This is a genomic window from Anaplasma capra (assembly GCF_025628805.1).
Taxonomy (GTDB): Bacteria; Pseudomonadota; Alphaproteobacteria; order Rickettsiales; family Anaplasmataceae; genus Anaplasma; species Anaplasma capra.
Genome location: NZ_JAOTBG010000012.1, coordinates 1 through 20,666, shown reverse-complemented (window position 1 = coordinate 20,666; position 20,666 = coordinate 1). Strand labels below are relative to the sequence as shown.

The window sequence follows — 20,666 nt, the reverse complement described above, 5'->3', positions numbered from 1 at the left end:
CCCCAAGCTCAGCTGCGCGGAAGTACAGGGTACAACGTGCGCTAAGACGCGTATTCGTTAATCCTGTTCTCGCGCACCTTGTCATTTTGAAACACCTGGCACAGTACCATTACCGACAGTAGTCCCATAAGTACTATTACGAGCGCATACGGCGCGGCATCCATTGGCCGCTCATCCGCGACTAGTTCATAGATACGCGTAGCCATGGTCTCAAAATTAAACGGTCTTATTATCAAGGTTGCTGACAACTCCTTAATAGTGTCAATAAACGCCAGCAAGAAGCCCACCATCACGCTTTTCTTGATCATGGGAAGATGCACCCTAAGACACGTAGACGCAGCGCCGTGCCCCATTAACATCGAGGACCAGTCCACTTCTCTGGGAATCTTGTTTAGTCCAGATTCTATTGGACCTATGGACACAGCAAGGAACCTAAACGTGTAAGAGTATAGCAGACCGATTACAGTACCAATAAGTGCAACATCGAAGAATCTCTCGCTAATGAGTTGGGATAGCTTACCAAGCAAGATCACAATCCCCACCGCAGTTACTGTGCTGGGAATCGCGTACCCCATAGACACAAACCTAACCACATAGGACAACCCACCCCTCCCTCTGGTCAGGCAAAGCATAACAATTGCTATTGAAACCACAATGGTAGCGGTAATGAGCGCAATACTCACACTATTGAGCACCGCAGGAAAAAATTCTGCGTAGTTTATGGAGGGCAATCTCTCCAGCGTCCAATATACCAACGGAGCAGCCGGCAGCACAAACCCTACAAGCACTGCCAGCGAGCACACAAAGTATATGAACGCAACCACCCACTTGCCGTTGAAGTGCCATCTATAGCAGTAGTTGGTGTTCATCCTAATGGCCGAGTAGGAATCTTCATCGCGACGTAAGAACCTCTCTAACACTACAAGAACAAACACAAACGAGAGTGCCAAGAGAGCCAGTATGCACGCTGAGTACTTGTCGTGTAATAAGAACCAATGGCGGTATATTCCCGTAGTGAACGTATTGATGGTCAAAAACTGCGGAGTACCAAAATCTGCTATTACCTCCATGAGTACTAGCGAAACACCCGCAACCATAGAGGGCCACACAGCGGGAATTACAACTGATGTCAAAATTTTGTACCTGGAGCAACACAAAGTTGTAGCAACTGCAACGCTGTTCCTAATCGCAATGAATGCTGTCCTCGCCAACATGTACACATACGGATACAAATTGAACCCTATAATGAGCGTACAAAAGAATAGTGACTTTACATCCGGAAAGTAATAATCGCCCTTTTCCCAGTGAAAAAACTCTCTGAGTGTGCTTTGTATTGGGCCAGCAAACCCAAATATGTTTACATACACATACGCAACTATATACCCCGGTATCGAGAGCGGTAAAAACAGCGCCACTTCGAAGATTCTGCGCCCGGGAAATGAGTAGTAAGTTATGAACCAGGCGCTCATAACCCCTATGAACAGCACCACAGCACCAACACCAACCATGAGTGCCCCTGTATTCAGAACATACTCTGGAAGCATTGCGGAAAGCACGCCGAAGCCCATCTTGCCTTCCGTGAAAAACACAATCGCCAAGGAAAAGACAGGTAAGGCAAAAACTACCGCCAGCACAATAAAAAAGAGATGTCTAGAAAACCTCAACAACACTGCGGCACTGACGCTCTCTCAACCAACTACCGTGGATTATAGTTTATATTTTTACTGGTACCACCTAAAAATTTCAGCCCCCATAAATGCAGCATGACTGCCACATGTGTGCATGGAATCACTGATCTCACATTGGCAATATCGATTGGATAGTTGCGCAACAATTAGGCAATGCAACAGGTTTACACATGTATGGTCATATTGCGTCTGTACTATCTAGCATATGGACAAGACGTTAGGTGCAGATTTTTGTTTCCTAACCAGCGATCACATGGTACCATGCACGCTGTCTTTTTCGAGTACGGGTGTTGCGATGGTAAGTGACAAGTATTCTTTACCCGTCAGGGCACTTCACTGGATTATGGCTTTGGGTATAGTAGGGATTTTATCCCTTGGGCTATGCATGGTGTATGCACCCCCCGCTGATCCATCTACTAAGGGGCTGATGTTCAGTATACACAAAGCGTGCGGCATGGTGTTTTTTGTTTTGCTAATAGTGAGAGTTGTGCTGCGCCTTTCCTCTACAGTTCCGCCTTACCCAGAAAAAATGTCAAAAACCTCCGTCATCCTCGCAAAGGCTACTCACTTTTTTCTGTACGTGTTAATGCTGTGCATGCCCGTATCGGGGTATTTCATGTCCTCGGCTCATGGGCGCCCAGTGCACATGGTGTATTTTACAATACCGGCCATAATCCCGGAGAATGAGTCCGTTGCAGATATATTCTCGGGCATACACGAGGTTGCAGCATTCACGCTGGTTTTCATGGTTGCGCTGCATATTCTGGGAGCAGTAAAGCATTTGATTTTCGATAAAGAAAACGTTTTCAAGAGGATTGTTTGAAGTGCTTTCACACTTGTGGAAGAAGGGAGCAGACTTCCTAGGTAGTAAGTTTGCCATCATGGGAGGGGCTATGAGTTGGGTGTCAGAGCCCAATCTTGTGTCTTCCATATCAAATGCTGGAGGCTTCGGGGTGCTGGCGTGCGGTGCGATGTACGCCGATGAGTTGCGTGTTGCAATAGAACAAACTCAGCAACTGACAAGTAACCGTTTTGGGGTCAACCTCATCGTGATTCACCCGGATTTAGACAACCAAATAGAAGCCTGCATACGTGCGGGAGTCTCTCACATAGTTTTGGCAGGTGGAATCCCCAGTAGTAGGACTCTGAGTACAATCAAGAATGCTGGGATAAAAAGTATGTGCTTTGCGCCTTCGTCATCCGTGGCGAGAAGGCTGGTTAGAATGGGGGCAGACGGATTGGTAATAGAGGGCATGGAAGCTGGGGGGCACATAGGCCCGGTGAGCACTTCAGTGCTAGCTCAGGAAATTCTGCCGTTCTTTCGCAAGAGTGAGCATCTTTGTGATTTTCCTATTTTTGTAGCCGGGGGCATTGGCACTGGAGACATGATAAGCAGCTACCTCAATATGGGGGCAAGTGGCTGTCAAATAGGAACTCTGTTTGTGTGCTCTCATGAGTCCAAGGCTCATCCCAAATTTAAGGAGGTGTTTATTAAATCCTCATCCAGGGATGCTGTGCCATCTACACAACTCAGCAAGGAGTTTCCTGTAACACCGGTGCGGGCAATTGCAAACGATGCAAGCATGCGTTTCTTAGATCTGCAGCGCGAGGTAATAGAGCTTTACAACCATGGAAAAATCTCCAAAGAGGAGGGGCAGCGGAAAATTGAGAGGTTCTGGTCCGGATCACTGAGAAAAGCAGTCATTGAAGGGGACATACACAATGGCTCGCTAATGGCTGGGCAGAGCGTTGGCTTCGTAACCGGTGTTAGGAGCGTAAAACAGATTATAGAAGACCTGGTAAGGGAGGCAGAAGCCTGTCTATCGCTCTCCAGCAAGTCTCGCTCGTGAAACCCATTGCGCATTTCTTCTTTAAGTTGTTGCGATCAGCTGCCTGGTGTAAATTTTCAGTGCGCAGGCCGCTTGACCAATTGATGCATAGGTGCTACGATCGCGCTTGCTCATTTTGTCGTATGGCTGGGTGTGTGGTGCATTTTTGAGTGTTTGTGGAGTGGAATAAATGAAAGTTTTCAAGATTGTATCTAATCTCTTGCTGTTGGTCGCAGCTGCGTTTCTGGGGTACTCTTACGTGAACAAGCAAGGTATCTTTAGTAAAATCGGAGAGAAGTTTAGTGCTTCTGACATTCTCGGAGGAAACACCGTTTCTGCATCCTTCAGCAACCTGGTTAATCACGAGGGAGTTACCGTTAGTAGTGGCGACTTCAGTGGCAAGCATATGCTGGTAATGTTCGGCTTTTCGGCCTGCAAACGCACGTGTCCCGCTGAGTTGGGTATGGCTTCCCAGCTTCTAAACAAGCTCGGTGACTCTGCAGACAAGTTGCAAGTAGTGTTCATAACTATTGATCCAAAAAACGACACGGTGTCTAAGCTGCGTGAGTATCATAAGGCATTTGATGCTAGGATCCAGATGCTTACGGGTACAGAGGAGGACATCAAGAACGTAATTTCTAACTACAAAGTGTACGTGGGTGCCGGAAGCGCTGGGAAAGAGGGTGACGGCGATATTGATCATTCCGCATTTATGTATCTCGTAGATGGGAAAGGCAAATACTTGGGGCATTTTTCCCCGGATTTTGACGCGTCTGGCGGCCAAGATGAGGAATTGTTCAAGTTTGTCAGCAGCCACATGCTTAATTCTTAGTTAAGCGTAGTGGTGATACAGTCTTGGAGTGGTTCTGCCTGGAGGAGGCGGTAGAAAATGAGGCTTCGGAGCTTTTCCTTTGTTGCGGTGTTTGCTGCTATCTCTTTGGGAGCCGGAGCCGATCAGATCAGGGTGGTAGGTTCTTCCACCGTGTTTCCGGTCATCTCCTCCTTGGCAGAAGAGTTCGGTAGGTTTTCCGCCTATAGAACCCCAGTTATAGAGTCTGTAGGCAGCGGCATGGGGTTCAATATGTTTTGCGCCGGAAGCGGGCAGGGTACGCCTGATATCGTCATGTCTTCCAGAAAGATCAAGGATGCAGAGGTTGAGCTGTGCGGCGCCAGCGGTGTGAGAGACATGATAGAAATAGGCCTCGGCTACGACGGCATAGTTATAGCAAGCTCCAAGCAGAAGGATCAAGTTGACTTCTCTCTCACGGACCTGTTCAGCGCTCTGAGTAAATATAGTTTGTCTGATGAGTACGGAAAAGTTCCAACGAACAAGTATGGTACATGGTCGGAGGTACATTCAAGCCTACCCGAACACGAAATAGAGGTCTATGGCCCCCATAAGAACACTGGTACTTACGACATTCTCGTTGATACCGTGATAAGAGGGGTGTGTATGAGCGCAAAGAACTTTGTTGACTCGTACCCTAACCTAGAAGAAAGGAAAAACGTATGTAGTAGCATCAGAAATGACGGCAAGTATATAGAGGTGGCAACCAGCGAGAATGTGGTAATACACAAAATATCAAAAAATAGTAACGCCTTCGGTATACTGAGCTTCAGTTTTCTGATAAAAAATCAGCGAGAGATCCAGGGGAACAAGGTCGCGGGAGTTGAGCCTAGTTATGAAACAATATCCTCAGGAAAGTACGTGCTATCCAGACCGATATATATATATGTTAAGAGAGAGCACCTTGACAGCACTCCAGGGCTTAGAGAGTTCGTTCAAGAGGTGCTGAGGCCGGAGTCTATAGGAAATTCCGGATATCTGGTCAACCTAGGTTTCGTGCCACTACAGCAAGAGCAGCTAGAGCAGATGATCCAGAGGGTAAGCAAGCTTATCTCTGGGTAATGTTGTTAGTCCGCTTTCAGGTTGCTGGCAAGAAAAGGTTTGACCATACGGGCCATTGTGGTATCATGTGGCCCTGTGAATTTTGGTTTTTCAGGGGTTGGTGTTGGTTGAGGTTGTCGTATATCACGGTGATATAGAGCAGGGAATACGTACCCTGAAGAAGAAGCTCCAGAGGGAGGGTAAGCCGCGGCAGATGAAGATAACTCACCATGAGAAGCCCTCTGAGAAGCGCGCCAGAAAGAGGGATGACTGCGAGAGGAGGCGAAAGAAGCTCTACGGTGCGTCTTCCGAGCCCAAACTTGGGAGGTTTCAGGTGAGCTCCAGGCACTTTAACATTCACAGACCTTTGATCTCTGGCGATGGGTAGAGTATCGCGGCTTTTGGGGTTTGTGTGGCGTGGTTCGGGTGTGTCCCCGGCGGCGCTGCGTCGGTGTCCGGTGTTTATGTCTCACAGGAGCAGTAGTTGTGAATATCCATGAGTTTCAGGCGAAGGGTATCCTGAGCGATTTTGGCGTAGGTGTGCCCCGGGGTGTAGTCGTTGAATCCTTAGGGGAGGTCGGTAACGCACTGGAGCGGTTGGCGCCCGGTGTTATAGCAGTTAAAGCCCAAATCCATGCTGGCGGTAGAGGGAAAGCTGGCGGCGTTAAGGTAGGAAAAACCAAAAGTGAGGTGGCACCGCTTGTGGAGCAGATGCTGCACTCGACCCTTGTTACTCATCAAACCTCCTCTGAGGGGCAAAAGGTCAACAAGGTGTACCTGGAGGAAGGCGTTAACATAAGCAAAGAATACTACATAAGCGCGGTCGTAGATCGTGGCGTTGGTAGGGTGAGCGTGATTTTCTCCAGCGAAGGCGGGGTGGACGTAGAAGAAGTCGCTAGAGAGCGCCCCGATATGGTTGCCGTTGTACGTATAGATCCTCTATACGGGTTCCGCGCTTTCCACGGGCAGGAGTTGTGTCGTAGATTTGGCCTCAGCCCAAAACAAGTATCCAGCATCGCATCTATTGCACACAAGCTCTGTAAGATCCTGGTAGATAGAGATGCAAGCCAGGTGGAAATTAATCCGCTTGCCGAGACTCCTAGTGGAGAGTTTATAGCGCTAGACGCGAAGATTACGTTTGACGACAATGGGCTGTATCGCAACCCAGAAGTTGTGAAGCTGCGCGATCCGGATGAGTATGCGAGCGAGGAGCTCGAGGCGGCAAAGCATGGTTTGAGCTACATAAAGATGAGCGGCAACATAGGTTGCATGGTAAATGGCGCCGGGCTCGCAATGGCGACTATGGACATAATAAAGCACTATGGCGGAGAGCCAGCGAACTTCCTTGACGTTGGAGGAGGAACAAACCAGGATGCAGTAAGGGAGGCCTTCAGGATAATATTGCAGAGTGGAGTGGAAGGCGTGTTAGTGAACATATTCGGCGGGATTGTGCGCTGTGACGTCATAGCCCAGGGTATAATAGAATCCACCAAAGAAATCGGTGTAAACGTGCCACTTGTGGTTAGGTTATCAGGTACTAATTTTGAGATCGGACGCAAATTGCTGGACAGCTCCGGTCTTGGAATAATTGCGGCGGCAGATTTGGATGAGGCAGCCAGCTTCATTGTCAAGAAGGTGCAAAAGAAAGAGTAGAAATATGTCTGTTCTCGTAAACAAGAACACAAGAGTTATATGTCAGGGTTTCACCGGTTCTAACGGGACTTTCCATTCAGAACAGGCAATCGCATACGGAACTAATATGGTTGGTGGAGTCACTCCCGGAAAGGGTGGGACGGTACACCTAGGGCTGCCAGTTTTTGATACAGTATTTCAGGCTAGAGCTGAAACTCAGGCAAATGCCAGCGTGATATATGTTCCGGCTCCGTATGCCGCTGATGCAATATTAGAGGCCATAGAAGCCGAAATCGAGCTTATAGTTTGCATTACAGAGGGTATACCAGTACTTGACATGGTGCGGGTTAAGCGTGCACTGGTCGGTTCCAAGAGTAGGCTTATTGGGCCCAACTGCCCAGGAATAATAACACCTGGGGAGTGTAAGATAGGCATTATGCCAGGCTACATACACAAGAAGGGGGCCGTAGGGGTGGTCTCCCGTTCCGGGACCCTGACTTATGAAGCAGTAGCGCAAACTACTGAGGTGGGACTAGGGCAGTCTACCTGTATAGGGATCGGTGGCGATCCGGTGCACGGTATGTCATTTTTAGATTGCGTGAAATTATTCTTGGAAGATGAAGACACACACGGAATTGTCATCATAGGCGAAATAGGCGGCTCCGAGGAGGAAGAAGCGGTTGAATTCTTACAATCCACTGGTATGAAAAAGCCTGTGGTGGGTTTCATTGCCGGACAAACAGCGCCTCCGGGCAAGCGCATGGGGCATGCAGGTGCAATATCTTCCGGAAGCTCCGGCACTGCTAAGGGGAAAATCGAGCTTATGAAACGCGCGGGCGTTGTAATAGCTGAAACTCCTGCTGTGATAGGTAAGACCGTACTGGCTGTCATGCAAGGCAGCACGTAACCCTCGGCAGTGGGTTAAAGCACCAGGTCCAGAGCCCCAAACATTGTACTCTCGTTAAAACTCTGCATACAGTTCCCTCGGCGCAGCATCTGATCTCGTGCAACTGTATACAATTCCTGAAAAACAGAAAATGCTGGGCTGACCCGCTTCCAACTCCTAGTTGCAGCCAATAAGTACCCGGCTAGCCCGATGGAAATGCACTTGTCACACTGCTGAAAATAGCTTCTGATGCCCTCTCAACACTACTGGCTTCCAGGCTAACCCGGGCGAGACCAGCGTTTCCGCCACCCTTCCCCCGCAAGTCCACTAACACTTTCACCAGATCCAGCGCGTTCAGAGTTTTGCTCGCAACATCCCCAACCCCAATAACAAAGACGGCCTTGTCATCCGTGATAGCGGCGATGGCAAGAATCTCGTTCTTCTTACTGGTACCCTTTACAAAATCCACTATAACATCTACCGGAATCCCCGGACAACGGCCTAGATGTAGTACAACTCCTGAGCCACAGTTTACCCGCTCCACCGCTCTACCGATGATCTCATACCAAGCTTCTATCAGTGTTTTTCTAAGCTCCTGTTTCTCCCTCAATAGCTTTTCCAGTCCCTCAGTTACCCCATTTACGGGTACTTTAAGGCGCTCTGAAAGATGCGCGAGTAAATTGTGATTTTCCCTCATGCTGTCGATCACAGCCTGCCCCGTAATTGCCTCAATCCTACGTACTCCCAATGCAATACCTGACTCTGACACTATCCTGAAAGCACCTATATCCCCGGTATATCTCACGTGAGTGCCGCAGCAGAGCTCTTTCGAGTCACCCATACTCACCACCCGCACGCTATTTTCGGAATACTTTTCCCCAAAAAGGGCAACGGCGCCTCCCTTCACTGCCGCCTCGAAACTGCAATTATCAGTGAATACTGGCTGATTGGACATAATTCTACTATTCACCTCCCTCTCAATTAGGGCAACCTGCTCGCCAGTGAGCGCTGACACGTGGTTAAAGTCAAACCTCAGCTTGTCTTCAGCAACCAGTGAGCCTTTCTGTTGAATATCCCCACTTATATACGTCCTGAGCACACTGTGCAGTATATGAGTTGCGGAGTGATTGGCCTTTAGGCGTTCTCGCCTTACAGTGTCAACAGCTGCATCAACGGTGTCACCCACGCTGAGGACTCCACTAGTTACAATACACTCATGCACATGCAAATTCAGAACCTTTTTCGTGTATGTCACCTCGGCAACACCGCCACTACGGGAATGCGCAACCTTGGAAATAGCAGTAAGAGAACCCTTATCACCCTCCTGCCCGCCAGCCTCTGCATAAAACGGTGATATATCCAACAAAACGCACGCCTGCTCTCCGGAACGCGCTGATTGCACCACCGCTCCGTCTCGCACAATGGACAAAACCGCAGCCTTTGTGGAGCAGCGCTCATATCCTACGAAGTGCGTATACTTGTATTCGGTCGCTAACCCTTCCCACAACCTGCTGGAAGAATCTCCGCTAGCGCCCACCCAGTGCTTGCGGGACCGTTCTTTTTGCTCCCACATGCCCTCGTCAAATCCCTGCTGGTCAAACTTCAGACCCTTCTCCTTGGCAACATCCAGAGTTATGTCAAGGGGAAACCCAAATGTGTCATACAGCTTAAACGCTATGTTGCCGAGCAGTAAGTCTCCTGGTCTGAGGTCGGATACTTCACGTTCCAGGAGCGCCATGCCCCTTCGCAAGGTGTCTACAAACCCCTCTTCCTCTGATTTCAGCGCAGCTACTATTGACTTCTCGCACCTAACTAATTCCGGATATGCATCCCCCATATAGCCAGCGCTGGTCTGTTGAGTAAGCACTGGAACAACTTCATGTATTGCAACGTTATTAGGATCCAGCTGATACGCATATCTAACCGCCCTTCTGATGATGCGTCGCAAAACATAATTCCTTCCTTCATTTCCCGGCTCCAAGCCTTCAGCAATTAAAAATGCTGCGGCTCTTATGTGATCAGCGATTACCCTATGAGCAACAAAGTTATCCGGGGAACCAAAAACACTTTGCGATTTTTGAATAGCAGCCCTAAACAGGTCTGTATCATAGTTGTCGCAGACACCCTGCAACACCGCTGCAGCCCTCTCAAGCCCCATGCCGGTATCTATGCACTTGTGAGGCAGGGGGTTAAGCTCGCCATGCTCATTCCTATCGAACTGCATAAACACAAGATTCCACAACTCAGTAAATCTCGGTCCATCGCCACCCTTAGAACCTGGTGGGCCACCCTGCACGTGCTCCCCATAATCATAAAAAATCTCAGAGCACGGCCCACATGGGCCAGTGTCACCCATACTCCAAAAGTTGTCGCTGGTGGAAATTCTTATGATTCTGTCATCAGAGTATCCAGTTACCTTCTTCCACAAATCGAACGCTTCCTGATCCTCGCTGTACACGGTCACTAGCAGCCTATCCCTACTCAGGCATAATTCTTCGGTCACAAAGCGCCAAGCCAGTTCTATCGCGTAATCCTTGAAGTAGTCACCAAAGCTAAAATTTCCCAGCATCTCGAAAAACGTGTGATGCCGGTTTGTGTACCCAACATTCTCAAGATCGTTGTGCTTACCCCCAGCTCTTAAGCATTTCTGACTGGAAACTGCCGTTTTTGTTCCGTCGCTGCTACTGCCAGATATGAATGCTTGCTTGAAGGGCACCATCCCAGCACTTGTAAATAGCAACGACGCATCACTTGCAGCAACCAATGGGGCTGATTGATAGAGCTTATGCCCATTTTCAACAAAAAATTCCAGGAACTTCTTCCTTACGTTACCCAATGAGTTGCTACTCATAAACAAGACTTTAAAGTGATGTACAAATTCGGACATAAGTATTAGCATACTAGGCGCAAGTTTACTAACAGGAATTAGCACCCGGATGACGCCACGCTTGGTTGCACTCATTTCCGCAATACCTACTGTGTATTACCTGTGGAGGTGGCTTTCTTTCAGGAGGGTGTACGTGCCATTCCTGCCAGTAGGTGCTGCGCTTATGTTGGCTGTCAGCAGCTTGCTGTATACCCACCAAGGCCAGGGAACAGCAGCAGTGGCTATTGTGCTTTGCGCCGTATTTTTGTTTGTTTCAGTGATCATGTATGTAGATAGAAAGTTCACCGCACTGAAATGCGTGATGTTCTTGTCCACTTTTCTGTCTTTCGCCACAGTAATTTGCATAGCAGTGTGTTTAGCATTTAAATCCAAGCTGTTCTTCACGGAAGTTCCCCTAGCAGATTTTTTGCTCGGGACCACGTGGAATCCGGATTCGCAGGTTGTAAACGGAAGGCTGGTGGGCCACTTTGGCATACTCCCCCTACTTAGCGGCACATTGCTTATAGTAATAGTGGCAATGACCGTCGCGCTCCCCTTGGGTTTGCTATCTGCAATCTACGTGAGCGAATATTCGGATAAAAGGGTTCGTCGCACTTTCAACACCCTACTGGAGATATTGTGTGGAATACCGACTGTTGTGTACGGATATTTTGCTGTTATGTTTCTCTCCCCGAATATAAGGGGCTTTGCCAAACTTTGCGGTTTCAACGCACAATCAGAGAACTCTCTTGCAGCCGGGCTGGCTATTGGCATTATGATTCTCCCCTTCGTAACTTTGCTTATGGAAAATGCATTGAGGTCGGTGCCGAAAATACTAAGGTATGGCTCTATAGCGCTGGGCGCAACAAGAGCTGAAACCACGTGGAACATAGTGGTACCTTACGCTCTTCCCGACATCTGCAGCTCAGTGATACTGGCAATCTCCAGGGTAATCGGTGAGACTATGATTGTGCTCATGGCCGCGGGCGTGACAGCCAACCTCACATTCAATCCTCTACATTCGGTAACAACCATTACCGTACAGATCGCAACAATACTAACTGGAGACCAGAATTTTCAGAGCGTGCACACGTCCTCCGCATATGCTCTGGGCCTGACGCTGTTTATCATGACTTGGGTGCTAAATCTGATTGCTGCATACATAACCAGAAGGACTGATGAACCTTCCAAGAACACTTAGTGATACGCTGTCATACCTACGCAATAGGCTTGGCATATATCCACTGATCGGGGCTGAGCTGGAGTTCTATGTAACAAACGTGAAGGACGTGGCGCTTGAAGAACTCTTTACTGCATTCTTGAAATGTACCAAGCCGCTCAATTGGAACGTCGCCACAGAAGCATGCGCGCTCCAGTATGAATTACAAACAAGCTACGGACCGGATATTGAAAATCTTCTGCTAAATTTGGAATCCACAAAAAGAGCTCTTCAGCGCGCTGCCGAGTTTTTAGGCGGAAACTTGGATTTCGCTGCTAAACCATTTACGGATAGGCCGGGTAGCGCATTTCACGTGCACATAAACCTGGTAGATCGAAACAACAAAAATCTGTTTTCTAGGCACAGCACGGGCATGAGCGATATACTGCTTCACTCCATAGGAGGGCTGTGCACTTGCATGAAACAACACATGATCTTTTTTGCGCCATACCATCAGTCTTATTTGCGATACATTCATGCGGATAATACCACCCCAACCACGGTAAGCTGGGGTGGTAACAACAGAAGCACCGCTATAAGATTGCCTGATACATCGCTGACCCCTGAAAACACACGGATAGAGCACAGAGTTCCAGGTGCAGACTGCAACTACGAATTGGCTGTCAACGCGATATTGACCGGTGTGATACGGGGAATTGAAGACAAGATGATACCTCCGGAAAAGATCTTCGGCATTGCATCAGATCCGCAGTACAACTTAGAAAGACTCCCACTAAGCTTGCAAGAGACCGAAAGATTATGGGCACAACCGTAGATCAGAACGATAACTTACAGGTTAAGCTCCAGGCCATCATAGGCTACCAGTACATTTTGAGCGGGCAGCTTTTCTTTCACGTAGTCTACCAGTTGGTGATAGTCTATGTCATGGCTCATATGGGTTAACACGGCCGTATCGGGCCTGAGCTCCTTGATCCACTCTATGCATAGATCTACATGCGCATGGGCAGCAACTTCCTCATACTTAAGGCATCCAAAAATCAGCAGACTTCTGTTGCGCAGCATATCCCACGAACTCTGTGGGAAGGATTTTACGTCAGTACAGTAGGCAACCAAATCATCGAACAAGAATCCACTACTATTCACCTCACCGTGCACCTGCTTGAACGCAACTACCCTGCACTCCCCTGCGCTAAATGCCACGTGATGACGGACAGGATTTGCCACCAAATAGTGGCACTTTTTCCAGGGAGCACTCGCCCTACCAGGTATAAACAGATACGCATTACTTGCAAGCAACACAGAGAGTGTGCCATAGTCCGCGTACACAGGCATGCATTTTGCGCCCCCACTTACGGTAAACGCCTGAAGCTCGGAAATACCCGCACAATGATCTGCATGGCAGTGGGTAAACAGCACAGAATCTAAAACGTGAAACTTATGGCGCAGGGCTTGAAAACGCAAGTCCGGGGAGGCGTCTATGAGTATACGTGTATTACCCTTCTCTATTAGCGCAGAAGTCCTAGTTCTCTTATTGTACGGTGAATCGGAGCTACAAACGTTGCAATCACACCCCACAGTCGGCACACCGACAGAATACCCACATCCGAGAATGGTAACCTTCATACCTTGCAAAAAACCCCACGCATAAGCTCCAACAGGCAGCAGGCATGGTACCACCTGCATAGCAGGCAATCAAGGAACTAATGCCTGGCTGACATGCCTTTACACCCATTTTGGTGATCTCTCAATCTTGTTGGCATTGATGATCTGCAATCTGCGTAGCAGGGCGATCACTCCAGAAAGATTTAGACACATATTCGAAGAGGCATACACGGATCACTTTTTGAGCGCTTGTGTAACTAGTTTGCTGACATCCTCCTCAGTAAAAAACATACTGCGAATTTCCCCTGCTTCGTCGTTGCGAACCTTGAGCTCTATAGCACGCTCAATGTTCTTGACATCAGAGCTGCTCAGCTCCCTACCCATCTTCACAAAACTGTTACCCTTGGTTTTGTAGAAGTCACACGTCTCAGCCCTAAGGCGTGACGTGGCCACAATGTCTATGTTACCGCTCTTGGTCAAGAGTTGGACTAAGTAGTTGGAAATCGCCGAGAAGTCATTCTTGGAAACCCTGCATAGCGTAAACCCAGAATTGTCCCTTTCAGTGTATTTACAGCTTCCATCACTAATCCCAATAATTTCGTAGGTTACCGACCCTCCGTGGAATTGCGCAACACACTTGTACGCGCTGCAGTCCATCATGGCATATACAAGCCCAATACATTCTTCCGCAAACAAAGCTTCAGGGGTGTAGCACAGCACAAAAGCCAGAAGTGTTAGCCAGCGGATGTACTTGATCATAAATGTCTACCATGTATTCCATACACATTGAGAACTATTTCGCCTTTAACGGTCGGAATAACGGACCCATGACGGAGCGATGCCGCAACTTCCTGTGTTATCTCTCGTTCCTTAGCCATCTCAATGAGCTTTACGGAAATAAAACCTGGAATGTCATATTTTATCGCGTGCAACAGCATGATGGCATGCTTGTCAGTCAATGCTTTGAATCGCATGCGAATTGTGCTTCTGATAACTCTTGTGTAGCGCTTTTTATAGTCATCACTCATGTCTATGGGGTCAGACACTGTGAGCTCCTCGATAATGACCTTATGCTGCTTACACAGGTTGCGGATTACAGACTGCAACCCCCCATCGCCGCGCCCGCCATCACTTGAATATACGTGCGTATCCAGCATTTCCCGCCAGACAGAAAAGTTATTGTTGAGCTGGGTTTCATGCTCGCGGACGCTTTGGATTGCAGCACTCATTCTTGCAATACTCAGCTGCAGCCTGTTTTCCACCTCTCTGTGTCGCGCCATGTTGTCATAAACATGCCTTAGCGCAAAGCACAGTACTCCCAAAATTGCAAGCGCTACCACCTGTAATATGCAGCGTCTACGTAGCACAGACTTCCTATCCCCTTTCCAAATAAACATCAGCCGTGCTCCCCGCGTTGGGCACCACCCTGACTTCATAATCAGTGAATACACCCGAGAGCTTGCGTACCACTGTTTCGCTGTCCTCCGACTTTATATCCACACCTAACTTGATTACAATTTTCAAATCCTCATTAGCCGACCATGAAAAGCTGGTGATATCAAAATTCTTCTCGTTCAATCTGTTCAGCGGTGCAACAGCGTTTCTGAGTGGGCACGGGCTGGCAGCAGAAAGTAGCCGGTACAAGTCGACTGCTTCATACATCTCATTGACTTTGATAAATTCCCTGTCGTTACGAAGCCTGGATAACTCCCCGGTTAGATGCTCAACCTTCGTTCTGAGCCCAGGTTCCCTGCTCTTGTAGTTGGAAATCTCTACCAACCACAGCGTGTTGAGCACAGCAACCATGAAAGCTGCAAAGCAGGTGGGAATTATGCCCACATTCCGCAGTGCCTGGGCCCTACTGAAGGCAATAGTGTCTTTCGTGCGCAACAGAAGCGTATGCTTGGCACGCCGGGCAATATGATAAAGTATGACGGTGTCGCAGTATACGCCACTCACTCCTACACAGCCTTTGGTATCTAGCAGCTTGCCAAGCTCGTAAGGAGTGAGAATATTGATGCACACACCCTTAAAATCGAACGCCAAAAGGCTTGATTTCACGTTACCTGAGACCACAAGGCATATTCCCACATCGGAATTGTCGCAAGCCTCCCCAGTGGCACCAATACTCTGTAAGGAATTCTGTATCTCCTGGTGAACTTTCCCCGCCACTATGTCTGACATCTCACGCTCATCATCAAGCACATCCACTGCAAGAGATGAAAATAGCTCTCCGTTGCGGAGAACCACCTGGCGAAAATCTCCCGCTTTGGTATACACCATGAAGATCATCCACTTTTTCTGTGATAGCCCCCCCTTTGACCCAATCTCCCTCGCAATGCTTGCCAACTCCACTGAGAGAAGTAGCGCCCCCCTGAAGCCGCCCAGCAAGTGCTCAGAGGATAGCTCGAGTAGCCCTTTAAAAAGCTCGTCTTGGATGCTGCCTTCAACGAACACATACTCCCAACTTCCGTCATCATTGGGACGCTCAGAGCTCAAAAACGCCGCGCTAAGCTCGCTGCAGCTCACCACGTTGTTAGATTTTTCCTTCGCAATTGACTGAGCAACAAACGCACTGGCGGCAGGGATAGAGTGCCTTGTGTAGACTTGGCTTGAGTGGTCCAGCACGAAGTAGACCTTGGACTTTTTGTTGGAGAGAATACACGACTTTACACAATTCCACTCTTTGCTTCTCAAGCTTTCGACAAAGCACTTGTCGTGTACCTCTCCGCCCACTACGTTTACCACAACTGCGCCATTATTTCCAACAAGAATTATAATCTCGCTTCCATGACGCAACTTAAGAAAACCCATACTACCAGACCGGACACCCAACCCCTTGGTACACCCTAACTTAAGTAGGATCGGACCTACCCGGCCGGTAGTGTAGGCTGGAAAACGTTAAGGTAGACTAAACCCCGCTTGCGCCGGTGTGCCCACGTTCTACTGGCGACGGGTAAACTTGCTCAGACGTTCCATCAGTTATGAAGGAATACCGCGGCCAGGATTCGCAAAGACTCACATTCTCATCGTTGTCTATGCGATATATTTCATTGCGAAACCTACCAACCCTGCGATATTTCGCAACAAATGCAGCAACTAGAGCCACCAATAATGCACATATGGCTAGTCCCCCGGCCAGAGTTGCCCATGTGGCAGCATCATTACCAGAGCCCGCCTCAACACCACCAGAGAACCCAGCAACCCTTGGATTACTATTGTTGGTAGCGCCAACACCAGTCACGCCCGCAAGCAAATTGTCTGCAGGATCACGGATGCGGCCCCGTCTCAAAGCTGTAGCATTTTGATCCACAATAGGGTCTACACCTCTAGATGAGGACCCCGAAGTGGTAGTAACTACAGGTGATGTCCTGGATATACGCTCACGAGCGCCAGGAGTCCCTGCATTGACTGTTCCATGAACCATGTCTACAGTTCCGTGAGTGGCACTCACGCCAGCAGTTGCAGACTGAGACCCCATACCCGAGCTTTGCAGTGCAGCACCGGCCACAATCGTTGCATCATGCGTACTACCAGCGAAATGCTCATGGGAAGCGGAATCTCCGGTGGCGTTCTGTGCCTCAGACGCCGCAATCGGTGATGGCGGGTTAGTGCCACGGTGCGCAGGTGCCTTTTCCTTGTGGATACCCAGCTTAGTTCCTGTCATCCTGTCCTGGGTAACACTAGAAGAAACTTCTGTGCCAATAGTGGACTCATCGTGCGTGGCCTCCGAAACAGTAGCCTCCGATTGATTGCTTGATGTCTGTAAATGCCCTACAGGATACTCAAACTCAGTCACCTCAAGGCGTGGACCTCCATCACTTTCTCGGCCATTTGTGACAACTGAAACCGTACTCACGCTAGTACCAATAGCGTTAGTGCGCGGTACAAGTTGCGACCCCTGACCTGCAATGCCAATAAACTCATGGGCATTTAGGACACTGCAGTTTACTGCAGCCTTATATGCGCGAGATTCTCGGCTACCCAGCATTAGTTGGGCAAGGTTCAGCTCATACATACGCATTACACCTACCTCATCAACAACAGTAATGCCAACGCTGTCATCCTGCACGTGCCTCACATTCATTGAAATTGGCTTAGTATCGAAGTTAAGGACCTGATGAAAGACCTTTTGTACGTCCCCAACGTGTGCTGCTATGTTCAGAGTGCTTTGCTTATTCTGTTCGTCTACATACACAACATAACGCGTGCCCCGAACTTCAATATGTCGCACAAAGTCAATCACACCAAACTCAGACAAAACAGCTGCTTGGCCCTCAATATGGCACCCAGAAGCACCCCAAAAGCATTCAGCGGTTTGACTCTTCGTGTAAGGAATGTCTGCGTAGTATGCCTTATACGGCATAGCATAGCGCTGTCCCTCACTTTGTATATACCTACCCACATAGGTCAGGCCCAGTTTACCTGCTCCTGCTCCCCATACAATAAGTTGCTCTGGCGTACCTGCTTTGGGATTCGCACCCGCACGGCTAAATAAATGCCTGGATATATCTCCAGCCCTGCCGCGTGGCTTAATTATGCTGAAATCTTTACCAGAAAGCCTCCACATGACGTATGCCTGATCTGAAGGATTTGCCCTCCTATCCCTTGCTTTACTAACAACGATAATATTCCCCGCATCGTCTCTGGTGACGGACAGTGGCTGGCAATATAAACCGGCAAGACGCCCGTTCACGTTTAGCTTTATGCTCTTCTCGTTCACAATGCTAATTGCATTGGAGTTATCAACAGAGTACACCTTGACTGCCACTTCCTTTGCATGCGCAGCGGCTAATGCCTTAGGAGTTTCGCGCTCCAGCATGGCAACAACCACTCTGTGCACTCCGCCCTCATCGAAAGCGACAAATGCCGGCTGATAGTTACGTACATCTTGCACAGAAATAGGATGATCATTAACCCTTACCGTCTGGACACCTTCATCGGAGAGGGCCCTGAAATGCAGGTCACACCCACCATTTGAAGCTCTAACGTAGTACATGGCAAAGGCTCTCACCCCATTTCCCCAAAATTGCATGTTTCTGCCGCGCAGAAAGCGCAACGCGTTTGTATCCTCTACTAGTGCGCGTTCGGCACTTATTTTGCGTTCTGATATTATTGGCACGTGCCCGTCATGGCGCCCTACATGGCCATATGCATCCAAATGTCGCTGCCTATCTTGCTGAAATTTATAACTGGCCTTGCGCAAGCTGCTGCCAATAACCTGCCATTCTTCTGGCAATTTCTCAGGCAACTCTTCTGCACTGCGCTTGGTATGCAGTGCATTTAACTTACCTATTGTTTCTTTGTCATGGTTAGTGTCGATAGATGTTGTAGTAGGTGATGATTTCGTGTCAGCTTCATGCGATGTATTTTCGCGAGGCCGAGCTGACTCATTTGATTTAGGTTGCCACATCTTAAAAAATCCCTAATATTTTAATAAGTGGCTTAAAATATTAACTTTGCTGTTAAAAAGCAACTTCTTTCGGAAGCGTACTGCGCTTGTCAGCCCTGAACCGGGTTAGAACAACGGAAGCTTGTACGCAAAAAACAAAATTCCGTTGCTAGCGTCCGCCATTTTTAATATCATTCCGCCATCTCGTATGTACTTTCGGGCTCTATGGAAAGCTGTGACTTCATAGTTGTGGGCAGCGGCCCTGGTGGGTACGTTGCGGCCATACGCGCTGCACAGCTAGGTTACAGCGTAACTCTGATTGAGAAGGAGGAGAGCCTAGGTGGGGTGTGCCTCAACTGGGGATGCATTCCCACAAAGTCGTTGCTAAAATCCGCCGAGGTGTACGGTAAGCTACTCAAGGCCGGCTCCTTCGGCATTAAAGTTAGTGGCAGTATAAGCGCGGACATCACTAAAATCGTGACGCGCTCCCGAGATGCCGTAGGCAAGCTCGGGCACGGCGTTGCCGGATTAATGCAAAAGCACGGTGTTAAAGTCTGTCGCGGCTACGCCCAGCTACTAGGACACGGAAAAGTCGAAGTAAAGCAAGAAAAGGGTAAGTGCTCTACCCTTACGGCAAAGCACATAATATTGGCCACGGGAGCTAGAGCAAGGCTAGTACCCGGTCTTGATGAAGAAATGCTGTGGACCGCCAAAGATGCAATGCTACCTAATGCCTTACCTAAATCTCTTCTGATTATTGGCAGCGGGGCCATAGGAGTGGAATTCGCCAGTTTTTATAGCCACATGGGTAGCAAGGTCAGTATAGTAGAAATGCAGGGCCGTATTCTGCCTTTAGAGGACAAAACAGTCTCGGAATCCATGCAGAAGATCCTGCAAGCGCAAGGCATCGAAATTATAACCGGGGGCCTGGTGCAATCATTGAGGAAGGCAGGTCCAACAATGCAGGCACAGGTCAAACTCGGAACACAAAAACTGGTTACCCTGGAATGCGACAAGGCAATAGCTGCCATAGGCGTAATCCCAAATGCACAGGAGTTAGGCCTAGAGAATACCAAAGCCACCTTGGATAAGAGTGGCTTCATCGTTACCAATGGGTTGTGCGGCACAGACGAACCCGGGCTGTACGCCATTGGCGACGTGGCAGGCCCACCATGTCTTGCGCATAAAGCAAGCCACGAGGCGGTCATATGTGTTGAGGGCATTGCCGCATCCGATGGAATCCTAAAAAGCAAGCCTCATCCCCTTGCACTGCATAATATACCAAGCTGCATATACTCTATCCCGCAAGTTGCCAGCATAGGGCTTACGGAAGAACAGGCTAGGGCTCAGGGCCTCAACATTAAGGTGGGGGTGTCCAGCGCAAGCTGCAGTGGAAAAGCCATGGTTTCCGGAGAAGTCAGCGGCTTCGTGAAGGTCATTCTGGACTCCGATTCCGGAGAGCTTCTTGGTGCACACATGGTAGGGGAGGAAGTCACAGAAATGATCAATGGATACGTGATTGGCAAAAAGCTGGAGGCTACCGATCTGGATTTCTTATCAACCGTATTTCCGCACCCCACCCTATCGGAGATGATGCATGAGGCCGTGCTGGCTGCGCTGGGCCAGCCAATAAACGGCTAACTCGCAAGGCACCACCAGGGGTATTTTCCCGTATAAGCGGGATGCCGTTGGTAGGATAGACT

17 protein-coding genes are annotated in these 20,666 nt (G+C 48.9%); 10 read left to right on the top strand and 7 right to left on the bottom strand.

Annotated features, from left to right (window positions below; translation table 11 throughout):
* Positions 1-41 precede the first annotated feature (41 nt).
* Positions 42-1,670, bottom strand: coding sequence for an ABC transporter permease (locus OC187_RS03780; protein ID WP_262998248.1), 1,629 nt, complete (start codon positions 1,668-1,670; stop codon positions 42-44).
* A 223-nt stretch (positions 1,671-1,893) separates the two neighbouring features.
* On the opposite strand from OC187_RS03780, the gene OC187_RS03775 reads away from it, so the two are divergent.
* The 7 genes from OC187_RS03775 to sucD all read left to right on the top strand — a co-directional run bounded on the left by OC187_RS03775 (position 1,894) and on the right by sucD (position 7,944).
* Positions 1,894-2,511, top strand: a complete 618-nt coding sequence (locus OC187_RS03775; protein ID WP_262998249.1) for a cytochrome b — start codon at positions 1,894-1,896, stop codon at positions 2,509-2,511.
* Between the two features lies 1 nt (position 2,512).
* Positions 2,513-3,538, top strand: coding sequence for an NAD(P)H-dependent flavin oxidoreductase (locus tag OC187_RS03770; RefSeq protein WP_262998250.1), 1,026 nt, complete (start codon positions 2,513-2,515; stop codon positions 3,536-3,538).
* A 169-nt stretch (positions 3,539-3,707) separates the two neighbouring features.
* Positions 3,708-4,349: an SCO family protein gene (locus OC187_RS03765; protein WP_262998251.1), complete on the top strand. Its 642-nt coding sequence runs from the start codon at positions 3,708-3,710 to the stop codon at positions 4,347-4,349.
* A 57-nt stretch (positions 4,350-4,406) separates the two neighbouring features.
* A complete protein-coding gene (locus OC187_RS03760) occupies positions 4,407-5,426 on the top strand; it encodes a substrate-binding domain-containing protein (protein WP_262998252.1) in 1,020 nt (339 codons plus the stop codon).
* Between the two features lie 103 nt (positions 5,427-5,529).
* Entirely contained in the window at positions 5,530-5,793 is a 264-nt protein-coding gene (gene rpsU, locus OC187_RS03755; RefSeq protein WP_262998263.1) for a 30S ribosomal protein S21, read from the top strand.
* Between the two features lie 98 nt (positions 5,794-5,891).
* On the top strand, positions 5,892-7,058 hold the full coding sequence (sucC, locus tag OC187_RS03750; RefSeq protein WP_263008610.1) for an ADP-forming succinate--CoA ligase subunit beta: 1,167 nt from the start codon (positions 5,892-5,894) through the stop codon (positions 7,056-7,058).
* Positions 7,059-7,062: 4 nt separating this feature from the next.
* Positions 7,063-7,944, top strand: a complete 882-nt coding sequence (gene sucD / locus OC187_RS03745) for a succinate--CoA ligase subunit alpha (protein ID WP_262998254.1) — start codon at positions 7,063-7,065, stop codon at positions 7,942-7,944.
* A 181-nt stretch (positions 7,945-8,125) separates the two neighbouring features.
* On the opposite strand, the gene alaS is transcribed toward sucD, so the two are convergent.
* Positions 8,126-10,774, bottom strand: a complete 2,649-nt coding sequence (gene alaS, locus OC187_RS03740) for an alanine--tRNA ligase (protein ID WP_262998264.1) — start codon at positions 10,772-10,774, stop codon at positions 8,126-8,128.
* A gap of 85 nt (positions 10,775-10,859) precedes the next feature.
* Between alaS and pstC the strand changes: the two genes are divergently transcribed.
* Both pstC and OC187_RS03730 read left to right on the top strand, forming a co-directional pair.
* Positions 10,860-11,990: a phosphate ABC transporter permease subunit PstC gene (gene pstC, locus OC187_RS03735; RefSeq protein WP_262998255.1), complete on the top strand. Its 1,131-nt coding sequence runs from the start codon at positions 10,860-10,862 to the stop codon at positions 11,988-11,990.
* Positions 11,968-12,783 carry a type I glutamate--ammonia ligase gene (locus OC187_RS03730; RefSeq protein WP_262998256.1) on the top strand — a complete coding sequence of 272 codons (816 nt, stop codon included), beginning with the start codon at positions 11,968-11,970 and terminating at the stop codon, positions 12,781-12,783. Before pstC ends, OC187_RS03730 begins: the two co-directional genes overlap by 23 nt.
* 14 nt (positions 12,784-12,797) lie before the next feature.
* On the opposite strand, the gene OC187_RS03725 is transcribed toward OC187_RS03730, so the two are convergent.
* From OC187_RS03725 to OC187_RS03705, 5 genes are all read right to left on the bottom strand, one after another.
* Positions 12,798-13,592: an MBL fold metallo-hydrolase gene (locus OC187_RS03725; protein WP_263008609.1), complete on the bottom strand. Its 795-nt coding sequence runs from the start codon at positions 13,590-13,592 to the stop codon at positions 12,798-12,800.
* Between the two features lie 213 nt (positions 13,593-13,805).
* A complete protein-coding gene (locus OC187_RS03720; protein WP_262998258.1) occupies positions 13,806-14,330 on the bottom strand; it encodes a hypothetical protein in 525 nt (174 codons plus the stop codon).
* Positions 14,327-14,968: a hypothetical protein gene (locus OC187_RS03715; protein ID WP_262998259.1), complete on the bottom strand. Its 642-nt coding sequence runs from the start codon at positions 14,966-14,968 to the stop codon at positions 14,327-14,329. Before OC187_RS03715 ends, OC187_RS03720 begins: the two co-directional genes overlap by 4 nt.
* Positions 14,946-16,385 carry a hypothetical protein gene (locus tag OC187_RS03710; protein ID WP_262998260.1) on the bottom strand — a complete coding sequence of 480 codons (1,440 nt, stop codon included), beginning with the start codon at positions 16,383-16,385 and terminating at the stop codon, positions 14,946-14,948. Before OC187_RS03710 ends, OC187_RS03715 begins: the two co-directional genes overlap by 23 nt.
* Positions 16,386-16,482: 97 nt before the next feature.
* Positions 16,483-18,984: a hypothetical protein gene (locus OC187_RS03705; protein WP_263008608.1), complete on the bottom strand. Its 2,502-nt coding sequence runs from the start codon at positions 18,982-18,984 to the stop codon at positions 16,483-16,485.
* A 204-nt stretch (positions 18,985-19,188) separates the two neighbouring features.
* Here OC187_RS03705 and lpdA point away from each other — a divergent pair, with 204 nt between their 5' ends.
* Entirely contained in the window at positions 19,189-20,604 is a 1,416-nt protein-coding gene (gene lpdA / locus OC187_RS03700; protein WP_262998262.1) for a dihydrolipoyl dehydrogenase, read from the top strand.
* Positions 20,605-20,666 lie beyond the last annotated feature (62 nt).